The following is a 17,456-nucleotide window of genomic DNA, read 5'->3' as shown; positions in this document are numbered from 1 at the left end:
CGTTCTCTGCCGGAATCTCTCTGCCCAAAACGAGCGGCCGGGGCTAACCTGGACGGGTGCCGGACGACGTGGGGGGCATGCCGTTCCCGGACGGCGAGGAGCCCGACGAGCACCACCACGGAAGAGCGGATGAGGAATTCGCTTCCGTGGTCTTCGACGAGGAATTCGTCCGGTCCGCGCGGATCCATGAGCCCTCGGCGGTAGAGCGCATGCTGGCCGCCGCCGAGGCGCGCGCCGAGGCCGAGGCCGCCCGCTCGGGGCCGGGCTTCGGCCCCGAGGGCGCGGACGGCCCGCGCGAGCGCGGTACGGCCGCCCGGCGGACCGGTGACCACGACGCCGACGACGCGTACGCGGAATACGACGAATACGGCCCGTACGGCCCCTACGGCGGCTCACTGCGGCCCTATCGCGGCGCGCCCCGCTGGCACCGGCCGATGGCCTGGGTGCTGGCCGTGGTGATGGGCATCGGGCTGGTCGCGCTGGCCTTCAGCGCGGTCTCCCGCGGGGCCGCCGGGCGCGACGAGAGCCCGGCGCCACGGCCCTCCTCCAGTGAGCCCGCGACCGGCGAGACGTCCTCGGGCGGGCGCGCGGGCGCCCGGACGCTGCGCCCCGGTCTGGTGCCGTCCGCCTCGGCCGAATCCGCGCCGCCGTCGGCGTCCGCGGCGCACCGGGCGCACTGACCGGTGGGCGGGCGGACCCCTCGGGCCGGGCGCCCGGTGGGGCGGGGGAGCGGGCCGCTGAAGTTGGCGTCCGTCCCGGCGTTTACCTTCGCCGCAGCGGACCTACCCTAGTTGTATGACCGGGCCTGGTGACCCTCCCGAAGGGACGCCCGACGGCGCCTCGGGAGGCGGTGAGGACGAATACCGATCCGTTGTCTTCGACGAATCGTTCGTGCGGGCAGCGCGGCTACAGGAATTCTCCGCCGACGAGCGGCTGGGCGATCAGCACTCGCCTGCCGTCAAACCCCGGCACCGCTGGCTGCTGCGGGCCGCCGGCGGCTCCCGGCAGGCGATCTTGCTGGTGCTGCTGATCATCCTGGCCTTCGGCACCGCCGTCTACATGGGCGTCCGCCATCCCTACAAGACCCCCGACACGGTCCCGGCCCAGCCGCTGCGCTCCGCGGCCGTACCGCTCGCACCGTCCGGCGCCGTGCCGGGCGCGACGCCCGAGGACCTCTTCGCGCACAGCCCGGCGAAGGACTACCGCATCGGCGGCGCGGGCATCAGCCTGCCCGCCGTCGCCCGCTCCGAGCACTTCTCCGACGGCCAGATCATCTCCGCCCTGACCCTTGCGAAGGACTACCTCGTCCGCTCCTCGCTGGACCCGGCCACACTCACCGGCGCCTCGGTGCGGCCGGTGCGGCTGCTGCTGGACACCGGTCAACTCGACCAGTTCGACCGGAGCATGACGCATCCCGACGACAACGGCCGCTATGCGGCGACCGGCTGGCTGGTCCGCTTCGACCCGCGGCAGATCGAACTCGCGGACCGCAACGTACGGGTCAACGGCACGCTCGCGGCGACGGAGTTGAGCCAGGACGCGCTCGACGTCACCGCCGACTACACCTTTGTCTACGCCGTACGCCCCACCGACCAGGCGCTGAAGAACGGCCCCGCCGACCACGGCGTGGGCAAGGTCACGCCGGGCGCCGCCTCGCTGTTCACCGTCCGGCGCGAGATGCACTTCCGGATAAACCGCGACGACCTGGCCGATCACCGGCTGGAAGTCCTCCAGAGCAGCCTCCAGGCGGGGCCGCTGGCCTGCTCCTCGCAGCCGGCCGACACGCTGCGCCCGCTGCTCGCCGGACAGCGCGCCGGGGACGGCCGGCCGGCGAGCACCGACCCCTACGCCAGAGGCCGGGCCAACCCCTCGCTGTGCGGCGAACTGGCGGCCACCGCCGAGCCGACCCCGGCGCACCCGATCCGCTAGACGCGCCCGTCAGGGCCTGTCCGGGACCGGCTCCGCGCCGTCAGGCCCCGCTCGGGCCCTCGCCGCCGCTCGGCCCCTTGCCGCTGCCGCCGGAGCCGTTGGCTCCGCCGTCGCGCGATCCGAAGACCGTGTCGCGCAGCTTGCCGCCCAGATCGCCCGCACCGCCCGCGATATCGCGCACCAGGCCCATCAGCGGGTCCTTGCTGTTGCGCACCGAATCGGCGTAGTGGGCCGCGGAGTCCCGGAAGGAGTCGGACACCGAGGCGTCCTTGTCCTCGTCGCGGCGCGGGTAGTGGCCGTCCAGGATGCGCTGGTGGTCGCGGCTGGCCGCCCACTTCTTCAGCTCGGCCGCCCGCACGGTGGTGAACGGGTGGCTGCGCGGCAGCAGGTTGAGGATCTTGAGGACGGAGTCGCGCAGATCGCCGCCCTGCTCGTACTCCTCCGCCTGCTTGAGGAACGCGTCGACGTTCATCTCGTGCAGATGATTGCCGCCGGCCAGCTTCATCAGGCCGCGCATCGACGCCTGGAGGTCCTGGCCGACCAGCAGCCCGGCGCGGTCCGCGGACAGCTCCGACTTGCGGAACCACTCGCGCAGCGCCGTCACGATCGCCATGATCGCGACATTGCCCAGCGGGATCCAGGAGACCTTCACGGCCACGTTCGTCAGGAACAGCATGATCGTGCGGTACACGGCATGCCCGGAGAGCGCGTGCCCGACCTCATGGCCGATGACCGCCCGCATCTCCTCCTCGTCGAGGAGCTCGACCAGGCCCGTCGTGAGCACGATGATCGGCTCGTCCAGGCCGATACACATGGCGTTCGGATTCGGGTCCTGGTTGACGTACATCGGCGGGACCTTCTCCAGGTCCAGGATGTAGCAGGCGTCCCGCAGCATGTCGTTGAGGTGCGCGAACTGCTGGTCGCCGACGCGGACGGAGTCCGACAGGAACATCAGCCGCAGGCTGCGCTCCGGAAGCAGACCGCTGAGCGTCTTGAAGATGGTGTCGAAGCCGCTCAGCTTGCGCAGGGCCACCAGCGCAGAGCGGTCCGCCGGGTGTTCGTACGCCCGGGACGAGATTCCGGGGAACCGCTTGCGATCCCGGCTCGGTACGTTGTCGCTGCCGCCTGGGCTCTCCGTCATTGGGGCCTCCCCCTCTTCGACTGCGTGAGTTTCAGCCTAGAGGACGCCACTGACGGCGGAATGGATGCTCAGGCGTACGCTGAGGCTCGGTACATCCGCCCCGTACCCGCCCGTACCTCTCGCTTCAAGGGAGCGCATCGCCATGCCCCATCCGAGCCTGCTCCTCGCCGCAGCCGAGCAGACCTCCCACGCCGACGGCCCCGGCTGGATCCTGCGCACCGTGATCATCGTCGGTGTGCTGGGCGCGGTGTTCCTCGCGTGGTTCCTGCTGCGCGGTTACGGCAACCAGGACTGACGTCCGGGCCGCCTCCCGGGGCCGTGGGTGGAGTCGCCGTGGGCCCGCGGCGGGGTGACGCTTACGATGTGGCGGACGTTACTGCCCGACCCCACCCGGATTGGTCCTGTCGACGATGAGCCTGCACACCACCGCACATTCCCTGGTCTCCCTCGCCGCCGAGCCCGGACACGAGGGCGGCCACGCCAGCCTCAGCCCGTTCGTGACCGGCGGCGGCGCCCTGTTTGTCCTGCTTCTCCTGCTGTGGATCACCACCCGCTTCAACCGCGACCGCTGAGCCCCGGCACCCGGACCCCGCCGTCGGGCGACGCCCAGTAGGGTCTGCACGCATGGGAGAGCACACAGGGCCCGTGAAGCGGCGGCTCGGCGTGATGGGCGGGACGTTCGACCCGATCCATCACGGTCACCTTGTCGCCGCCAGCGAGGTGGCCAGCCAGTTCCACCTCGACGAGGTCGTCTTCGTGCCGACGGGACAGCCGTGGCAGAAGAGCCACAAGACGGTGTCCCCGGCCGAGGACCGGTATCTGATGACGGTCATCGCGACCGCGTCCAATCCGCAGTTCTCCGTCAGCCGCATCGACATCGACCGCGGCGGCAAGACGTACACGATAGACACGCTGCGTGATCTGCGCGCCGAGCACCGGGACGCGGATCTGTTCTTCATCACCGGCGCCGATGCCCTCAGCCAGATTCTGACCTGGCACGATGCGGCGGAGCTGGTGTCACTCGCGCACTTCATCGGGGTGACCAGACCCGGCCATGTCCTCGCGGACCCGGGGCTGCCCGAGGGGGCGGTGTCGCTGATCGAGGTGCCGGCGCTGGCCATCTCCTCGACGGACTGCCGGGCGCGCGTCGCCCAGGGGGACCCGGTCTGGTACCTGGTCCCCGACGGAGTGGTGCGTTACATCGACAAGAAGCAGCTGTACCGCAGCGACCGCTGACGCACCTGACGGAAAGGGGCACCGGTGAGCGACCGACAGGATCCGTACGGGCCGCAGGACCCGTACGCCCAGGACCCCTACGCCCAGGAGCGGCAGGGCAGGCCGGGCTACACCTACGACGCCTACGGGCGGCCGGTGTACCACGACGCCGCCCAGGGGCCGTACGAGCAGTCCTACGACCCCTACGGGCAGCCGGCGGCGCCCGCCGGGCCCTACGGCGGCCAGGACGGCTACGACCCGTACGGCGGCCAGGCGGGCCACCAGGGCGGCCACCAGGCCGGCCAGCAGTACCCGGCGCAGCAGGAGTACGGCCACGACGCCTACGGGCGCGGCCAGGTCCAGCAGGGCTATGCGCCGCAGTACGACCCGTACGCGCAGCCCCAGCAGCAGCCGGGCGGCCGGCCGGGCCAGCAGGAGTGGATCCCGCAGCAGGCGCCGCGGCAGCCGTACGAGCAGCCCGCCTACGACGACCGGCCGGCCTTCGACGAGGCGTCCCCGTACGGAGCGGAGCCCCAGGGCGCCCCGCGTACGGGCGCGGCCCCGCCGTCCCCCGAGGGCAGGCGCTCCGCGGCCGCCGGGGACGAGGGCGCCGGCTCCGATGAGTTCTCCTTCGCCGAAGAGGGGGACGAGGACTCCGAGGACGTCATCGACTGGCTGAAGTTCACCGAGAGCCGCACCGAGCGGCGCGAGGAGGCCAAGCGGCGCGGCCGCAGCCGGGTCGTCGCGCTGTGCGTGGTGCTCGCGCTCGTGGTGGCCGGCGGCGTCGGCTATCTGTGGTGGGCGGGCAAGCTGCCGGGCCTGGCCGGTGCGGGCGGAGCCAAGGCCGTTGCCGCCGCCGGGCAGAAGCGTGACGTCCTGGTGGTCCATCTGCGCGACACCAAGAGCGGCAACAGCTCGACGGCGCTCCTGGTGGACAACACCACCAGCCACAAGGGCACCACCGTCCTGCTGCCCAACAACCTCGTCCTCACCAAGGACGACGGGTCCGCCACCACGCTCGCCAAGTCCGTCAAGGAGGACGGCGCCGACGCCACCAAGGACTCCCTCAACACTCTCCTGGGCACCGATCTCAAGGCCAGCTGGCGGCTGGACACCCCCTACCTGGAGAACCTCGTCGAGACGGTCGGCGGGATCACCCTGGACGCCGACGCCACCGTGCCCGGCGCCAAGAAGGGCGACTCCCCGGCCGTCAAACAGGGCCCTGCCCGCGACCTCAACGGGCAGGCGGCCGTCGCCTACGCCACCTACCAGGGGCCCGGCGAGACCCAGACCAAGCAGCTGGAGCGGTTCGGGCAGGTCATGCAGGCCACGCTGAAGAAGGTCTCCAGCGATGCGGACGGCGCCACCGCGACCGTCAAGACGCTGCTCCAGGTCCTCGACCCGCCGCTGACCGAGGCCGAACTCGGCAGCTCGCTGGCGCAGCGCGCGGAGCTCGCGAAGACCGGCGCCTACCGCACGACCCTGCTGCCGGTGCAGGCGGACGGCACGCTCAGCCAGGCCGCCTCGAACGCCATGGTCAAGGACGTACTCGGCGGCGAGGTCAAGAAGACCGCCCCCGATGCCGTCGCCCGCGTCGCCGTCCGTAACGCCGCCGGGACGAAGTCCGCTACCGGCAAGGCACAGGTCGCGCTGGTCAACGGTGGCTACACCTTCGTCGATGCCGGTGCCGAGACGGTGACCCGCACCACGTCCCAGGTGACCTACGCCGACGCGAGCAAGAAGGCCCAGGCCGCCGAGGTCGCCAAGACCCTGGGGCTGCCGGCCGGCGCGGTCAAACAGGGCAAGGGCGCCTCGAACGCGGACATCACCGTCGTACTGGGCCGGGACTTCCAGGGCTGACCGGCGGCTCCGGTGCGGCCGCCCGCCGTGGGGCGCGGCGGGCGCACCGGTGGCCGCGGGCCCGGTCCACCGGGCGGTCCGCGGCGGTGTCGCCCGCCGTTCGAAAAGGCATCCGGGAGTGTCGGTGGTCCGTGAGACCCTTGAGGGGTACTCGACCGCCGCTCCGGCCGCCCGGCCGGTGCGGCCGCCCCCGACCCGGAAAGCCGCTTGTGACCGCCACGGACCGCTCCATCGAGCTCATCAACGCCGCCGCCCAGGCAGCAGCCGACAAGCTCGCGCACGACATCATCGCGTACGACGTCAGCGACGTCCTCTCGATCACCGACGCCTTCCTGCTGGCATCGGCGCCCAGCGACCGCCAGGTCAAGTCGATCGTCGACGAGATCGAGGAGCGGCTGGCCAAGGACCTCGGGGCCAAGCCGGTCCGCCGCGAGGGCGACCGCGAGGCCCGCTGGGTGCTGCTCGACTACGTCGACATCGTGGTGCACGTCCAGCACAGCGAGGAGCGTGTCTTCTACGCCCTCGAGCGCCTGTGGAAGGACTGCCCCGAGATCGACCTCCCCGAGGACGCCAAGGCCACCCGCGGCAAGGCCGCGGCGCATGCCGAGGCCACGGCGGGCGCGCAGGACGGAGAGCTGCACTGAACGGCATGAGGACCGACCGTGGCCGCCGTGTCGTCCTGTGGCGCCACGGCCAGACGTCCTGGAACCTCGAACGCCGCTTCCAGGGCTCCACGGACATCGAGCTGACCGAGGCCGGCCTGGTGCAGGCGCGCCGGGCCGCCCGGCTGCTCGCCGCCCTCAAGCCGGACGCGATCATCGCCTCCGACCTGAAGCGGGCCGCCGTCACCGCCCAGGAGCTCGCGGCCCTCACCCGGCTCCAGGTGACGCACGACGCGGCCCTGCGCGAGACGTACGCGGGCGCCTGGCAGGGCCTGACGCACGACGAGATCCTCGCGCAGTACGGCGAGCAGTACACCGCCTGGAAGCGCGGTGAGCCGGTGCGCCGCGGCGGCGGCGAACTGGAGACCGAGGTCGCCGACCGTGCCGCCCCGGTGGTGATCAACCACGCCGACAAGCTCCCCGACGGCGGCACCCTCGTCGTCGTCAGCCACGGCGGCACCATCCGCACCACCATCGGCCGTCTCCTCGGTCTGGACGCCCACCACTGGGAGGGCCTGGGCGGACTGTCGAACTGCTGCTGGTCCGTCCTGGGCGAGGGCGCCCGCGGCTGGCGCCTCCTGGAGCACAACGCCGGCACCCTCCCCGAGCCGGTCCTCGGCGACGACGACTGACCCGGTTCCGGCCCCCGCCGGCCGGTCCCGTCACCCGGATTTCACATCTGGGCAGGTCGCAGGCTAAAGTTCTTCTTGTTCGCGGCGCCGCCGGGGGAAACCCGGAGGAGCGGAACAAGACCCGGGGCTATAGCTCAGTTGGTAGAGCGCCTGCATGGCATGCAGGAGGTCAGGAGTTCAATTCTCCTTAGCTCCACAGATCGGATGATCCCGTCCCCTCTTCGCAGGGGGCGGGATCTTCGTGTTACCTCCAGGGGCGTGTCGTGTCGCCGCCGTCCGCCGTCGCTCCGTCAACTCCGCCCGCGGAGAAGGGCAGTGGCATCGCGGTTCCCTCGCCGGAACGGCGCAAAGGCGGGCCTGACCTCGCCGATGGTCCGTGGCAGAATCGGACGGCGCCCAGGGGAGGAGAGATCGCGATGCCTACGAGCATCCTTGAGGAGGTCAATGACCTGCTCGAATTGGCCGAGGCGCAGGGATATGACTGGTTGCCCGAATACGCGCTCCGCTTCACCTGTCCCGTCGGCGGCCCCGGCGGCTGCTGCGCGAGCGCCGCTTCGGCCCTTGAGTGTCCCTCGTGCGGTTCCTCCCATGTCGCCCAGGTGTTGGGCGACAACGGCGGGATTTCCTTCGTCTGTACGGCCTGCGGCCACAGTTGGAGCTGACGGATGGGCGCTCACAGCAGGAAATGCGACTGGTGCGGCAGCGGTACGCCCATCGTCCGTGACATGGAGCCGATCAACTCCGACTACCAGTACTGGTGCGAGGAATGCGCCCGCGCCCTGGTCATAAAGGGCGATCCCATCGAGACCTACCGCGAACTCGACGGGGAGCCGATCTACGGTCGGCTGCTGGACGAGCACTGCACGCTGAAACGCTTCTACTCGTTCGCCAGGGCATAACCGCCCCCCGGCGCCGAGGGCGATGACGGGTCAGTTCCGCGGTCCGCGGGGCCCGTTCGCCGCCCTGCCGCGCTTCGCCGTCACACCACCGGAGGCACCGGCATCCCCTCGCCGCCCCCTCGCCCGCCGAGCCGGCGCAGCCGGGCCGCCGCCAGGGCGAGCAGCGCCAGGCCGGCGAGCGGATAGACGTCGGAGAGCAGCATCTGGAGGCCGTTCTGGTGGAGTTCCTCGTGGTGGTGCCAGCGGTGCGGTACCCACCACAGGGCGAACGAGCAGAACAGCAGGCCGGCCGCCGCGGTCGTCGCCCACCAGCGGCGCGCGGCCCGGCCGGTGCGGTGCAGGGCCTCGGAGCCGAGCAGGATCAGCGCGGTGACGGCCCACACCCAGTGGTGCGACCAGGAGATCGGGCTGACCAGCAGGGCGGTCATGGCGCAGCAGACGGCCGCCCAGGCCCTCCCGCCGTATTCGGCCGGGGGCGCCCCCGCGTCGCGCAGCAGGGAGCCGACCGCCAGCGCCAGTCCGAGCGCCGCCGTCGCACCGGCCACCACGAGGTAGCTCGCGCCCGGGTCGTGGGTGTGCAGCAGCCGGGCGAGGGCGCCGCGCAGCGACTGGTTCGCGGTGATCTCCACCTCGCCGACCCGGTCGGCGGCGAAGACGATCTCGGTCCAGAAACGGTGCGAGTCCCGGGGCAGGGCGAGCGCCGCGAGCAGCGCGGTGACGAGGAAGGTCACGGTGGCGACGACGGCCTGCCGCAGCCAGGGGTGCCAGGCGGCGCGCGCCCCCGCGCCGGAGCGCAGCAGCTGCCCGGCGCGGACGGCTCCGGCCAGTGCGAGAAAGACCGCGAACAGCGCCGGGGTGAGCTTGATACCGGCCGCGATGCCGATCCCGACGCCCGCCCAGCGGTTGGTGTCCTTACGGGTGAGGTCCCACAGCACCAGCGCGGCGACGAGGAGGTTTATCTGCCCGTAGCGCAGGGTCGTCCAGACCGGCTCCACCCACACCAGCAGCGCGGAGAGGGCCAGCGTCGCCGCGGGCCGGGGCAGCCGCCGCGGCCGCCCGGCCAGCCGCAGCGAGAGATGGACGACGGCGACGAACAGCGCGAGATTGCCGGCGGTGGCCAGGGTGCGCATCGCGGGGACGCCGACGAGGGTGAGCGGGGTGAAGAGCAGCGCGGCGAAGGGGGGATAGGTGTTGGGCAGGTGGGCGGAGGTCGCCACCATGTCGTAGAGGTCCTCGCCGTTGCGGGCGGTCCAGCCCTCGGCGCGGTAGACCATCAGATCGATCATGGTCACATGGGCGAGCCGCTGCACGGTCCAGAAGACCGTGAAGGAAAGGGCGCAGGCCAGCGCCGCGATCAGGGTCGGGTGCCGGTGCAGGAGGCCGCGTACGGGGGAGGGGCCGCGGGGGTCGGCGGGCTGTTCCAGCTCCAGCGCGGTCACGGCGTACGGCTCCCCAGGACGAATCGGGCACGGCCCGTCGACAGTACCCCGGGGTGCCGCTCCGGAGCCCCGGGAGAACGATTTGGCGAAAGCCCGGGTGGGCCGTGTAATGTAGGCGATGCCGCAGCGGGGAACCGGGCGGTAACACAGCAAGGGGCTATAGCTCAGTTGGTAGAGCGCCTGCATGGCATGCAGGAGGTCAGGAGTTCAATTCTCCTTAGCTCCACAGAACACGGAGCGGGTCGTCCGAATCGGGCGGCCCGCTCCGTTGTGTATGGGTGGGTGTCACAGGTCCGCCGATGGGGGAGTTTCTTCCCAGTTGCCCTGATTGTGCGTCAACTGTCCGTTCATTAGGGCGAGTTGACCGCCTTCTCCTGGTCTATCCCAACCCAATCCTTGCCGTTTCTTGGCTCCTTCTTGGTGATCGCATTCCCCTGACATGAACAGTTCACCGAAAGAGTGACGCATCGCGTGAGCGTCACCACCCATTCACCGCTTGTGCGGTGACGCGTCCCGGAGTCCCGGCCCACCGGCGCAGCGCGTCACCCACAGCGCACCGCATTGCCAATGCAGGGGGTTACATGAGATCAAGCCGCACCAGAACACCGCGCGTCCGTACCGGTCTGGCCTGGGCGGCGGCGCTGCCGCTGGTCGCCGGTACTCTCGCGCTCGGCGCACCCGCGGCCGACGCATCGGGCCACGACGGGGGCCGGCACGCGCTGCTGGGCACCAAGCCGCTGTGGGCCACCAGCAAGGCCGACCAGGGCGCCACCGCCGGCTCCACCGGTATCACCGCCCGTGTCTACCTGGCCGGCCGCGACGCCAAGGGTCTGGCCGATTACGCCAGGGCGGTGTCCGACCCGCAGTCCTCCTCGTACGGCAAGTATCTGAGCGCCGCCCAGGTACGCGCCCGCTACGGTGCCACGCACGACCAGATATCCAAGGTGACCGACTGGCTGAATAGCTCCGGCCTGAAGGTCACCGGAACCACCAACCGCTATGTCACGGTCACCGGCGACGCGGCCGCCGCCGAGCGCGCCTTCGCCACCGACCTGCACAACTACCGCAAGAGCGGCCACACTTACCACGCCCCGTCGGCCACCGCCTCCGCGCCCGCCTCCCTGGCCGACGCGGTGCTCACGGTCACCGGTCTGGACAATGCGCCGCGGTTCTCCCAGCACCACACGCAGCTGCCGCCGCCGTCCCCGGTGTTCCGCAACTCCGGCCCGTTCTCCTCGTACTACGGCTCCCGTACGGACCCGAGCCTGCCGTCGGCGTACGGGAGCAAGGCGCCGTACGCGATCAAGGGCTACACCGGCAAGCAGCTGCGCGCCGCCTACGGGGCGAAGCAGTGGACCGGCAAGCGCGTCACCGTCGCGATCACCGACGCCTACGCCTCGCCGACCATCGCCCAGGACGCCGGCAGGTACGCCGCCCGCCACGGCGACCAGGCCTACCGCGGCGGCCAGCTCTCCCAGGTGCTGCCCAAGGCGTACACGCACATCAAGGACTGCGGCGCGGCCGGCTGGTACGGCGAGGAGACCCTCGACGTCGAGGCCGTCCACGCGGTCGCCCCCGACTCCGACATCGTCTACGTCGGCGCCGCCTCCTGCCAGGACGACGATCTGCTCGACTCGCTCGGCAAGGTCGTCGACGGGCATCTGGCCGATATCGTCTCCAACTCCTGGGGCGACATCGAGGCCAGTGAGACTCCGGACTCGGCCGCCGCCTACGACCAGCTCTTCCAGCAGGGCGCCGTCCAGGGCATCGGCTTCTACTTCTCCTCCGGCGACAACGGTGACGAGGTCGCCAACACCGGCATCAAGCAGGTGGACACCCCGGCGAACTCCGCCTGGGTGACCGCGGTCGGCGGCACCTCGCTGGCCGTGGGCAAGCGCGACGCCTACAAGTGGGAGACCGGCTGGGGCACCCAGAAGGCCGTGCTGTCCAAGGACGGCAAGGACTGGACGGACTTCCCGGGCGCCTTCAACGGCGGCGCGGGCGGCGGCGTCAGCAAGACCGTGCCGCAGCCCTACTACCAGCGCGGGATCGTCCCGGACCAGCTCTCCAGCGCCCTTCTCAAGAGCAAGATGCGCGCCGTTCCGGACATCGCGGCGGTCGCCGACCCCAACACCGGATTCCTGGTCGGCCAGACCCAGACCCTGCCCAACGGCAAGCTCGGCTACGACGAGTACCGCATCGGCGGCACCTCGCTGGCCGCCCCGGTGATCGCGGGCGTCCAGGCACTGGCCCAGCAGGCGCGGCACGGCGTGCCCCTCGGCTTCGCCAACCCCGCCATCTACCAGCGCTACGGCACCTCCGCCTACCACGACGTCACCGACCACCCGCTGGGGGCCGGCCGCGACCTGGCGGTCGTCCGGGTCGACTACGTCAACGGTGCCGACGCGAGCAAGGGCACCACGACCTCGCTGCGCAGCCTGGGCAAGGACAGCTCCCTGAAGGCGACCGTCGGCTACGACGACGTCACCGGGGTGGGCTCGCCCGGTGCCGGCTATGTGAGCTCCTACCGCCACTGAGGCACTTGGTCCGCCCCAGGGGCGGACACGGGAATGCGGGGTCCGCGGCCGGGGGAATCCTCGGCGCGGGCCCCGCAGGCCCTGCGGTACCCTGGCGCCATGTGTGCCGTACGCCTTCTGCTTAGCGGGCCGCGCTGATCAGTCCCGACCGGGCCAGACTGCTGTGACCGCCCGGGTCGGCATCGGCGCGGCGTCCCCTCCTGAGTGAGGGGCGTTTTTGTTTCCGCAGAAACCGTGTCGCAGCAGCCGCAGGCAGAGACGAATGATGGAGCTTTGAGGACGATGAGCGAGACGATCACCGCTGCCGAGACGGCAGCGCCGCACCGCTATACGGCCGCGCTGGCCGCCGACATCGAGGCACGCTGGCAGGACTTCTGGGAGCAGAACGGGACGTACGAGGCGCCCAATCCCACAGGCAGCCTGGCCGGCGACTCCGAGCGGGTGGCCCGCCCCAAGAAGTTCGTCATGGACATGTTCCCGTACCCCTCGGGCGCGGGCCTGCACGTCGGCCACCCGCTGGGCTTCATCGCCACCGACGTCTACGCCCGCCATCTGCGGATGACCGGCCACAACGTCCTGCACACCCTGGGCTTCGACGCTTTCGGCCTGCCCGCCGAGCAGTACGCCGTCCAGACCGGCACCCACCCGCGGGTCTCCACCGAGGCCAACATCGTCAACATGCGGCGCCAGCTGCGCCGCCTGGGTCTGGGCCACGACCAGCGCCGCTCGATCGAGACGATCGACCCGGCGTACTACAAGTGGACCCAGTGGATCTTCCTGCAGATCTTCAACTCCTGGTACGACCCGGAGGCGGACGCCGCCCGTCCGATCGACACCCTGGTCGCCCAGTTCGAGGCCGGCACCCGGCAGACCCCGGACGGCCGGGCCTGGAGCGCACTGAGCGGCATCGAGCGCGCCAACGTCCTGGGCGAGTACCGCCTGGCGTACGCCTCGGACGCGCCGGTCAACTGGTGCCCCGGCCTGGGCACGGTGCTGGCCAACGAGGAGGTCACCGCCGAGGGCCGCTCCGAGCGCGGCAACTACCCGGTCTTCAAGGCCAAGCTGCGCCAGTGGAACATGCGCATCACCGCCTACGCCGACCGGCTGCTGAAGGACCTGGACGAGCTGGACTGGCCCGAGGCCATCAAGCTCCAGCAGCGCAACTGGATCGGCCGTTCCGAGGGAGCGCGGGTCGAGTTCCCCGTCACCGACGTCGACAAGATCACCGTCTTCACCACCCGCCAGGACACCCTGTTCGGCGCCACCTACATGGTGCTGGCCCCCGAGCACCCGCTGATCGCCGGCGCCGAGAACGGCACCGGCTCGATCGTGCCCGACGCCTGGCCCGAGGGCACCCACGACGTCTGGACCGGCGGCCACGCCACCCCCGCCGAAGCGGTCGCCGCCTACCGCAAGCAGGCCGCCGCCAAGTCGGACGTCGAGCGCCAGGCCGAGGCCAAGGACAAGACCGGCGTCTTCACCGGCGTCTACGCCACCAACCCGGTCAGCGGCGAGCAGGTCCCCGTCTTCATCGCCGACTACGTCCTGATGGGCTACGGCACCGGCGCGATCATGGCCGTCCCCGCCCACGACACCCGCGACTTCGCCTTCGCCCGCGCCTTCGAGCTGCCGATGCGCTGTGTCGTCGAGCCGTCCGACGGCCGCGGCACCGACCCGTCCACCTGGGACGACGCCTTCGCCTCGTACGACGCCAAGATCATCAATTCCTCCGGTGACACGATCTCGCTGGACGGCCTGGGCGTCACGGAGGCCAAGGCGAAGATCACCGACTGGCTGGCCGGCCGGGGCATCGGTGAAGGCACCGTCAACTTCCGGCTGCGCGACTGGCTGTTCAGCCGCCAGCGCTACTGGGGCGAGCCGTTCCCGATCGTCTACGACGAGGACGGTGTGGCGCACCCGCTGCCCGAGTCGATGCTGCCGCTGGAGCTGCCCGAGGTCGAGGACTACTCCCCGCGCACCTTCGACCCGGACGACGCCGACACCCAGCCGGAGACCCCGCTGTCCCGCAACGAGGACTGGGTCAACGTCGAGCTGGACCTGGGCGACGGCCCCAAGACCTACCGCCGCGAGACCAACACCATGCCCAACTGGGCGGGTTCGTGCTGGTACGAGCTGCGCTACCTGGACCCGGACAACGACGACGCGCTGGCCGACCCGGCCGTCGAGCAGTACTGGATGGGCCCGCGCGAGGGCCAGCCGCACGGCGGCGTCGACCTGTACGTGGGCGGCGCCGAGCACGCCGTACTGCACCTGCTGTACGCCCGCTTCTGGTCCAAGGTGCTCTACGACCTGGGGCACGTCTCGTCCCGCGAGCCGTTCCACAAGCTGTACAACCAGGGCATGATCCAGGCGTACGTCTACCGGGACAGCCGCGGCATCGCCGTCCCGGCGGCGGAGGTCGAGGAGCACGACGGCGGCGTCTTCTACTACGAGGGCGGCAAGGTCTCCCGGCTGCTGGGCAAGATGGGCAAGTCCCTGAAGAACGCGGTCACTCCGGACGAGATCTGCGCCGAATACGGTGCGGACACCCTGCGCCTGTACGAGATGGCGATGGGCCCGCTGGACGTCTCGCGCCCCTGGGACACCCGCGCCGTCGTCGGCCAGTACCGCCTGCTGCAACGCCTGTGGCGCAATGTGGTGGACGAGGCGACCGGCGAGGTCACCGTCGTCGACATCGAGCCCGACGAGGCCACCCTGCGTGCGCTGCACAAGGCCATCGACGGCGTCACCCAGGACATGCCGAACCTGCGCTTCAACACCGCCATCGCCAAGGTGACCGAGCTGAACAACCACCTGACCAAGACGGGCGGCCCGATCGCCCGCACGGTCGCCGAGCGGCTGGTCCTGCTGATCGCCCCGCTGGCCCCGCACATCGCCGAGGAACTGTGGCGCAAGCTGGGCCACACCGAGTCCCTGGTGCACGCCGACTTCCCGGTGGCGGACCCGGCCTATGTCGTGGACGAGGCCGTGACCTGCGTCGTTCAGATCAAGGGCAAGGTCAAGGCGCGGCTGGAGGTCGCCCCGTCGATCTCCGACGCGGACCTGGAGGCGGCCGCGCTGGCCGACCCGGGCGTGGTCGCGGCGCTGGGCGGCGCGGGCATCCGGAAGGTGATCGTGCGGGCGCCGAAGCTGGTGAACATCGTTCCGGCGTAAGCGGCCGGAGCGGCATATCAGGGTTTTCCCCTACGGGCAGGTTGGGGGTTCCGCTGGGAACCCCCAACCTGCCCGTGCCGTTTACCGTGGAGAAGAGGGCGCGGGGACGACCCGGCGCCGAAGCCGCTGGGAAACCGCTGGGAAATCGCTGGGGGAGTTCATGCACACCGCCCGGGAGAGTTCATGGACGTAGTCGTCGCGGTCTTCGCGCTGCTCTTCGCGCTGTTCGTCGCCGCCGGGGTGTTCGTCACGTTCAAGGCCGTCCAGGCGGCCAAGCGCGGTGTGGACCGTTCGGTCGCCCAGGCCCGGCGCACCGTCGAGGACACCGGCCTGCGGGCCCGGCAGCTCACCCAGCCGGGCGTGTCCGGCGAGCTGGCCCAGCTGCGGCTCTCGCTGCGGACGTCCATGCGCGCCACACAGGAGGCGCTGCGCACCGGCTCCCGGGACGACGCCTCCCTCGCCGAGTCGGTACGCCTCTTCGAGCGCCTCAGCGCCCATGGTCACGAGCTCGACGGAGAGCTCAAGCGCCTGGAATCCGAGCCCGACCGCGCCACCATCGCGGCCCGCCTGCCCGACCTGCGCGAACGCATGGAGCGGATCACCCACTCCGCGGAGTCCCTGCGCTGGGCTGCCCGCGACCGGGCCCGCAGGTTCGCCGACGACGATCTGGCGGCGCTCGGCGACCAGATCGACCTGGAGGCGGGCGCCCTGCGGCACTGGACGCAGGAGCCGGGGGCGGAGGCCGGCGCGGGGCCGGAGGCGCGGCAGCGTCCCGCGCGGGATGCGGGTTCCCGGGGCCCGGCGGAGGAGCACCCGCCGGCGATCACGGCCCGCGATCCGCACGGCCGGCCGACGTACGCCTGGGAGAAGGAGGCGCGGAGGCAGGAGGAGCCCCCGCGCTGACGATGCCGGCCGCGCGAGGTCGCGGGAGCCGTGGGAGGCGCCAACCCGCCGCATGCAGGCCTCTTGGCGCAGGCTTGGGGAAACATGGAAGATCTTGGGGAGGGGCCGCCACTGTCGGGTGCCGCGTTCCCCGGCTAACCTCCCAGTCATGTCCCGCCATGTCGCCATCGTCACCGATTCCACGGCCTACTTGCCGCCGGCGGCCCTCGTACGTCACCGCATCACAGTCGTACCGCTGACCGTCGTCCTGGGGGACCAGGCCCTCGAAGAGGGCACCGAGATCTCCGCGAGATCCGTCGCCCAGGCGCTCCAGAAGCGCCGCCCGGTGACGACCTCCCGCCCCAGCCCCGCCACCTTCGCGGACACCTACCGCCGGGTCGCCGAGAGCGGTGCGACCGGCATCGTCTCGCTGCACCTGTCCTCGGAGTTCTCCGGCACCTATGACGCGGCGGTACTCGCGGCCAAAGAGGCGCCGGTTCCGGTACGCGTCGTGGACACCGGGATGGTCGCGATGGCCCTCGGGTTCTGCGCCCTCGCGGCGGCCGAGGTGGCGGAGTGCGGCGGGGAGGTGGACGAGGCGGTGGCGGCCGCGGAGAAGCGGGCCGCCGGGACCTCCGCCTACTTCTACGTCGACACCCTCGACTATCTGCGCCGTGGCGGCCGGATCGGCGCGGCCCAGGCGCTGTTCGGCTCCGCGCTGGCGGTCAAGCCGCTCCTCCAACTCGCCGACGGGCGTATCGAACTGCTGGAGAAGGTCCGTACGGCGTCCAAGGCCATTGCACGGCTGGAGGAGATCGCCGCGGAGCGGGCGGGGGAGGGCGAGGTCGATATCGCGGTCCACCATCTCGCGGCGGCGGAGCGCGCGGACGCGCTGGCCCAGCGGCTTCGCGAGCGGGTGCCGGGTCTTCAGGAGCTGCATGTGAGCGAGGTGGGCGCGGTGATCGGCGCGCATACGGGACCGGGGCTGCTGGGGGCCGTGGTGTCGCCGAGGTGAGGGAGACGAGGGCCGGGGGCCGGGGCTCTTGTGGGTGACGTAGTTATCCACAACTGGTCCGTTATCCACGG

Annotated in this window: 16 protein-coding genes and 2 tRNA genes; 16 read left to right on the top strand and 2 right to left on the bottom strand. The window is 71.3% G+C overall.

The window, feature by feature from the left end; all coding sequences use genetic code 11:
• Positions 1-56 precede the first annotated feature (56 nt).
• Positions 57-680: an SCO2584 family spore wall biosynthesis protein gene (locus B1H19_RS14920; RefSeq protein WP_083105211.1), complete on the top strand. Its 624-nt coding sequence runs from the start codon at positions 57-59 to the stop codon at positions 678-680.
• Between the two features lie 115 nt (positions 681-795).
• The gene (locus B1H19_RS14915) at positions 796-1,929 is read left to right on the top strand and encodes an SCO2583 family membrane protein (RefSeq protein WP_083105210.1); all 1,134 of its coding nucleotides are present in this window, start codon (positions 796-798) and stop codon (positions 1,927-1,929) included.
• Positions 1,930-1,969: 40 nt separating this feature from the next.
• On the opposite strand, the gene B1H19_RS14910 is transcribed toward B1H19_RS14915, so the two are convergent.
• On the bottom strand, positions 1,970-3,070 hold the full coding sequence (locus tag B1H19_RS14910) for a M48 family metallopeptidase (RefSeq protein WP_083105209.1): 1,101 nt from the start codon (positions 3,068-3,070) through the stop codon (positions 1,970-1,972).
• A gap of 142 nt (positions 3,071-3,212) precedes the next feature.
• Between B1H19_RS14910 and B1H19_RS39275 the strand changes: the two genes are divergently transcribed.
• The 9 genes from B1H19_RS39275 (at position 3,213) to B1H19_RS14875 (ending at position 8,338) form a co-directional block, all read left to right on the top strand.
• Positions 3,213-3,365, top strand: coding sequence for a hypothetical protein (locus B1H19_RS39275; protein WP_203237160.1), 153 nt, complete (start codon positions 3,213-3,215; stop codon positions 3,363-3,365).
• A 115-nt stretch (positions 3,366-3,480) separates the two neighbouring features.
• Positions 3,481-3,642 (top strand): hypothetical protein, encoded by a 162-nt coding sequence (locus B1H19_RS39270; protein WP_030066609.1) that lies wholly within the window; start codon positions 3,481-3,483, stop codon positions 3,640-3,642.
• A 52-nt stretch (positions 3,643-3,694) separates the two neighbouring features.
• Entirely contained in the window at positions 3,695-4,306 is a 612-nt protein-coding gene (nadD, locus tag B1H19_RS14905; RefSeq protein WP_083105208.1) for a nicotinate-nucleotide adenylyltransferase, read from the top strand.
• 24 nt (positions 4,307-4,330) lie between these two features.
• On the top strand, positions 4,331-6,145 hold the full coding sequence (locus B1H19_RS14900) for a LytR C-terminal domain-containing protein (RefSeq protein ID WP_083105207.1): 1,815 nt from the start codon (positions 4,331-4,333) through the stop codon (positions 6,143-6,145).
• A 209-nt stretch (positions 6,146-6,354) separates the two neighbouring features.
• Entirely contained in the window at positions 6,355-6,789 is a 435-nt protein-coding gene (rsfS, locus tag B1H19_RS14895) for a ribosome silencing factor (protein ID WP_044363812.1), read from the top strand.
• Between the two features lie 5 nt (positions 6,790-6,794).
• Entirely contained in the window at positions 6,795-7,439 is a 645-nt protein-coding gene (locus B1H19_RS14890; RefSeq protein WP_083105206.1) for a histidine phosphatase family protein, read from the top strand.
• A 123-nt stretch (positions 7,440-7,562) separates the two neighbouring features.
• Positions 7,563-7,635 (top strand) — tRNA-Ala (locus tag B1H19_RS14885).
• A 220-nt stretch (positions 7,636-7,855) separates the two neighbouring features.
• Positions 7,856-8,101, top strand: a complete 246-nt coding sequence (locus B1H19_RS14880) for a hypothetical protein (protein ID WP_083105205.1) — start codon at positions 7,856-7,858, stop codon at positions 8,099-8,101.
• 3 nt (positions 8,102-8,104) lie between these two features.
• On the top strand, positions 8,105-8,338 hold the full coding sequence (locus tag B1H19_RS14875) for a hypothetical protein (RefSeq protein WP_083105204.1): 234 nt from the start codon (positions 8,105-8,107) through the stop codon (positions 8,336-8,338).
• 80 nt (positions 8,339-8,418) lie between these two features.
• Here B1H19_RS14875 and B1H19_RS14870 read toward each other — a convergent pair whose 3' ends face one another.
• Complete coding sequence (locus tag B1H19_RS14870; protein WP_083105203.1) at positions 8,419-9,777, bottom strand: glycosyltransferase 87 family protein; 1,359 nt, start codon at positions 9,775-9,777, stop codon at positions 8,419-8,421.
• Between the two features lie 153 nt (positions 9,778-9,930).
• Between B1H19_RS14870 and B1H19_RS14865 the strand changes: the two genes are divergently transcribed.
• The 5 genes from B1H19_RS14865 to B1H19_RS14840 all read left to right on the top strand — a co-directional run bounded on the left by B1H19_RS14865 (position 9,931) and on the right by B1H19_RS14840 (position 17,385).
• Positions 9,931-10,003: transfer RNA gene (locus B1H19_RS14865), tRNA-Ala, on the top strand.
• 355 nt (positions 10,004-10,358) lie between these two features.
• Positions 10,359-12,314, top strand: coding sequence for a S53 family peptidase (locus B1H19_RS14860; protein WP_083105202.1), 1,956 nt, complete (start codon positions 10,359-10,361; stop codon positions 12,312-12,314).
• A 282-nt stretch (positions 12,315-12,596) separates the two neighbouring features.
• Positions 12,597-15,488 carry a leucine--tRNA ligase gene (locus B1H19_RS14850; protein ID WP_083105200.1) on the top strand — a complete coding sequence of 964 codons (2,892 nt, stop codon included), beginning with the start codon at positions 12,597-12,599 and terminating at the stop codon, positions 15,486-15,488.
• Positions 15,489-15,671: 183 nt separating this feature from the next.
• The gene (locus B1H19_RS14845; protein WP_083105199.1) at positions 15,672-16,391 is read left to right on the top strand and encodes a hypothetical protein; all 720 of its coding nucleotides are present in this window, start codon (positions 15,672-15,674) and stop codon (positions 16,389-16,391) included.
• Between the two features lie 148 nt (positions 16,392-16,539).
• Positions 16,540-17,385 carry a DegV family protein gene (locus B1H19_RS14840; protein WP_083105198.1) on the top strand — a complete coding sequence of 282 codons (846 nt, stop codon included), beginning with the start codon at positions 16,540-16,542 and terminating at the stop codon, positions 17,383-17,385.
• The last annotated feature ends 71 nt before the right edge of the window (positions 17,386-17,456 follow it).

Origin of the sequence: Streptomyces gilvosporeus (assembly GCF_002082195.1) — a bacterium.
GTDB lineage: Bacteria > Actinomycetota > Actinomycetes > Streptomycetales > Streptomycetaceae > Streptomyces > Streptomyces gilvosporeus.
This window is presented reverse-complemented; position numbering and strand designations above follow the sequence as displayed.

What these genes read in the sequence shown, in the direction of transcription:
- B1H19_RS14845 (WP_083105199.1), top strand. Translation starts at nt 15,672, where the DNA reads ATGGACGTAGTCGTCGCGGTCTTCGCGCTGCTCTTCGCGCTGTTCGTC.
- B1H19_RS14910 (WP_083105209.1), bottom strand. Translation starts at nt 3,070, where the DNA reads ATGACGGAGAGCCCAGGCGGCAGCGACAACGTACCGAGCCGGGATCGC.
- B1H19_RS14875 (WP_083105204.1), top strand. Translation starts at nt 8,105, where the DNA reads ATGGGCGCTCACAGCAGGAAATGCGACTGGTGCGGCAGCGGTACGCCC.
- nadD (WP_083105208.1), top strand. Translation starts at nt 3,695, where the DNA reads ATGGGAGAGCACACAGGGCCCGTGAAGCGGCGGCTCGGCGTGATGGGC.
- B1H19_RS14890 (WP_083105206.1), top strand. Translation starts at nt 6,795, where the DNA reads ATGAGGACCGACCGTGGCCGCCGTGTCGTCCTGTGGCGCCACGGCCAG.
- B1H19_RS14850 (WP_083105200.1), top strand. Translation starts at nt 12,597, where the DNA reads ATGAGCGAGACGATCACCGCTGCCGAGACGGCAGCGCCGCACCGCTAT.
- B1H19_RS14915 (WP_083105210.1), top strand. Translation starts at nt 796, where the DNA reads ATGACCGGGCCTGGTGACCCTCCCGAAGGGACGCCCGACGGCGCCTCG.
- B1H19_RS14860 (WP_083105202.1), top strand. Translation starts at nt 10,359, where the DNA reads ATGAGATCAAGCCGCACCAGAACACCGCGCGTCCGTACCGGTCTGGCC.
- B1H19_RS14840 (WP_083105198.1), top strand. Translation starts at nt 16,540, where the DNA reads ATGTCCCGCCATGTCGCCATCGTCACCGATTCCACGGCCTACTTGCCG.
- B1H19_RS39275 (WP_203237160.1), top strand. Translation starts at nt 3,213, where the DNA reads ATGCCCCATCCGAGCCTGCTCCTCGCCGCAGCCGAGCAGACCTCCCAC.
- B1H19_RS14880 (WP_083105205.1), top strand. Translation starts at nt 7,856, where the DNA reads ATGCCTACGAGCATCCTTGAGGAGGTCAATGACCTGCTCGAATTGGCC.
- B1H19_RS39270 (WP_030066609.1), top strand. Translation starts at nt 3,481, where the DNA reads ATGAGCCTGCACACCACCGCACATTCCCTGGTCTCCCTCGCCGCCGAG.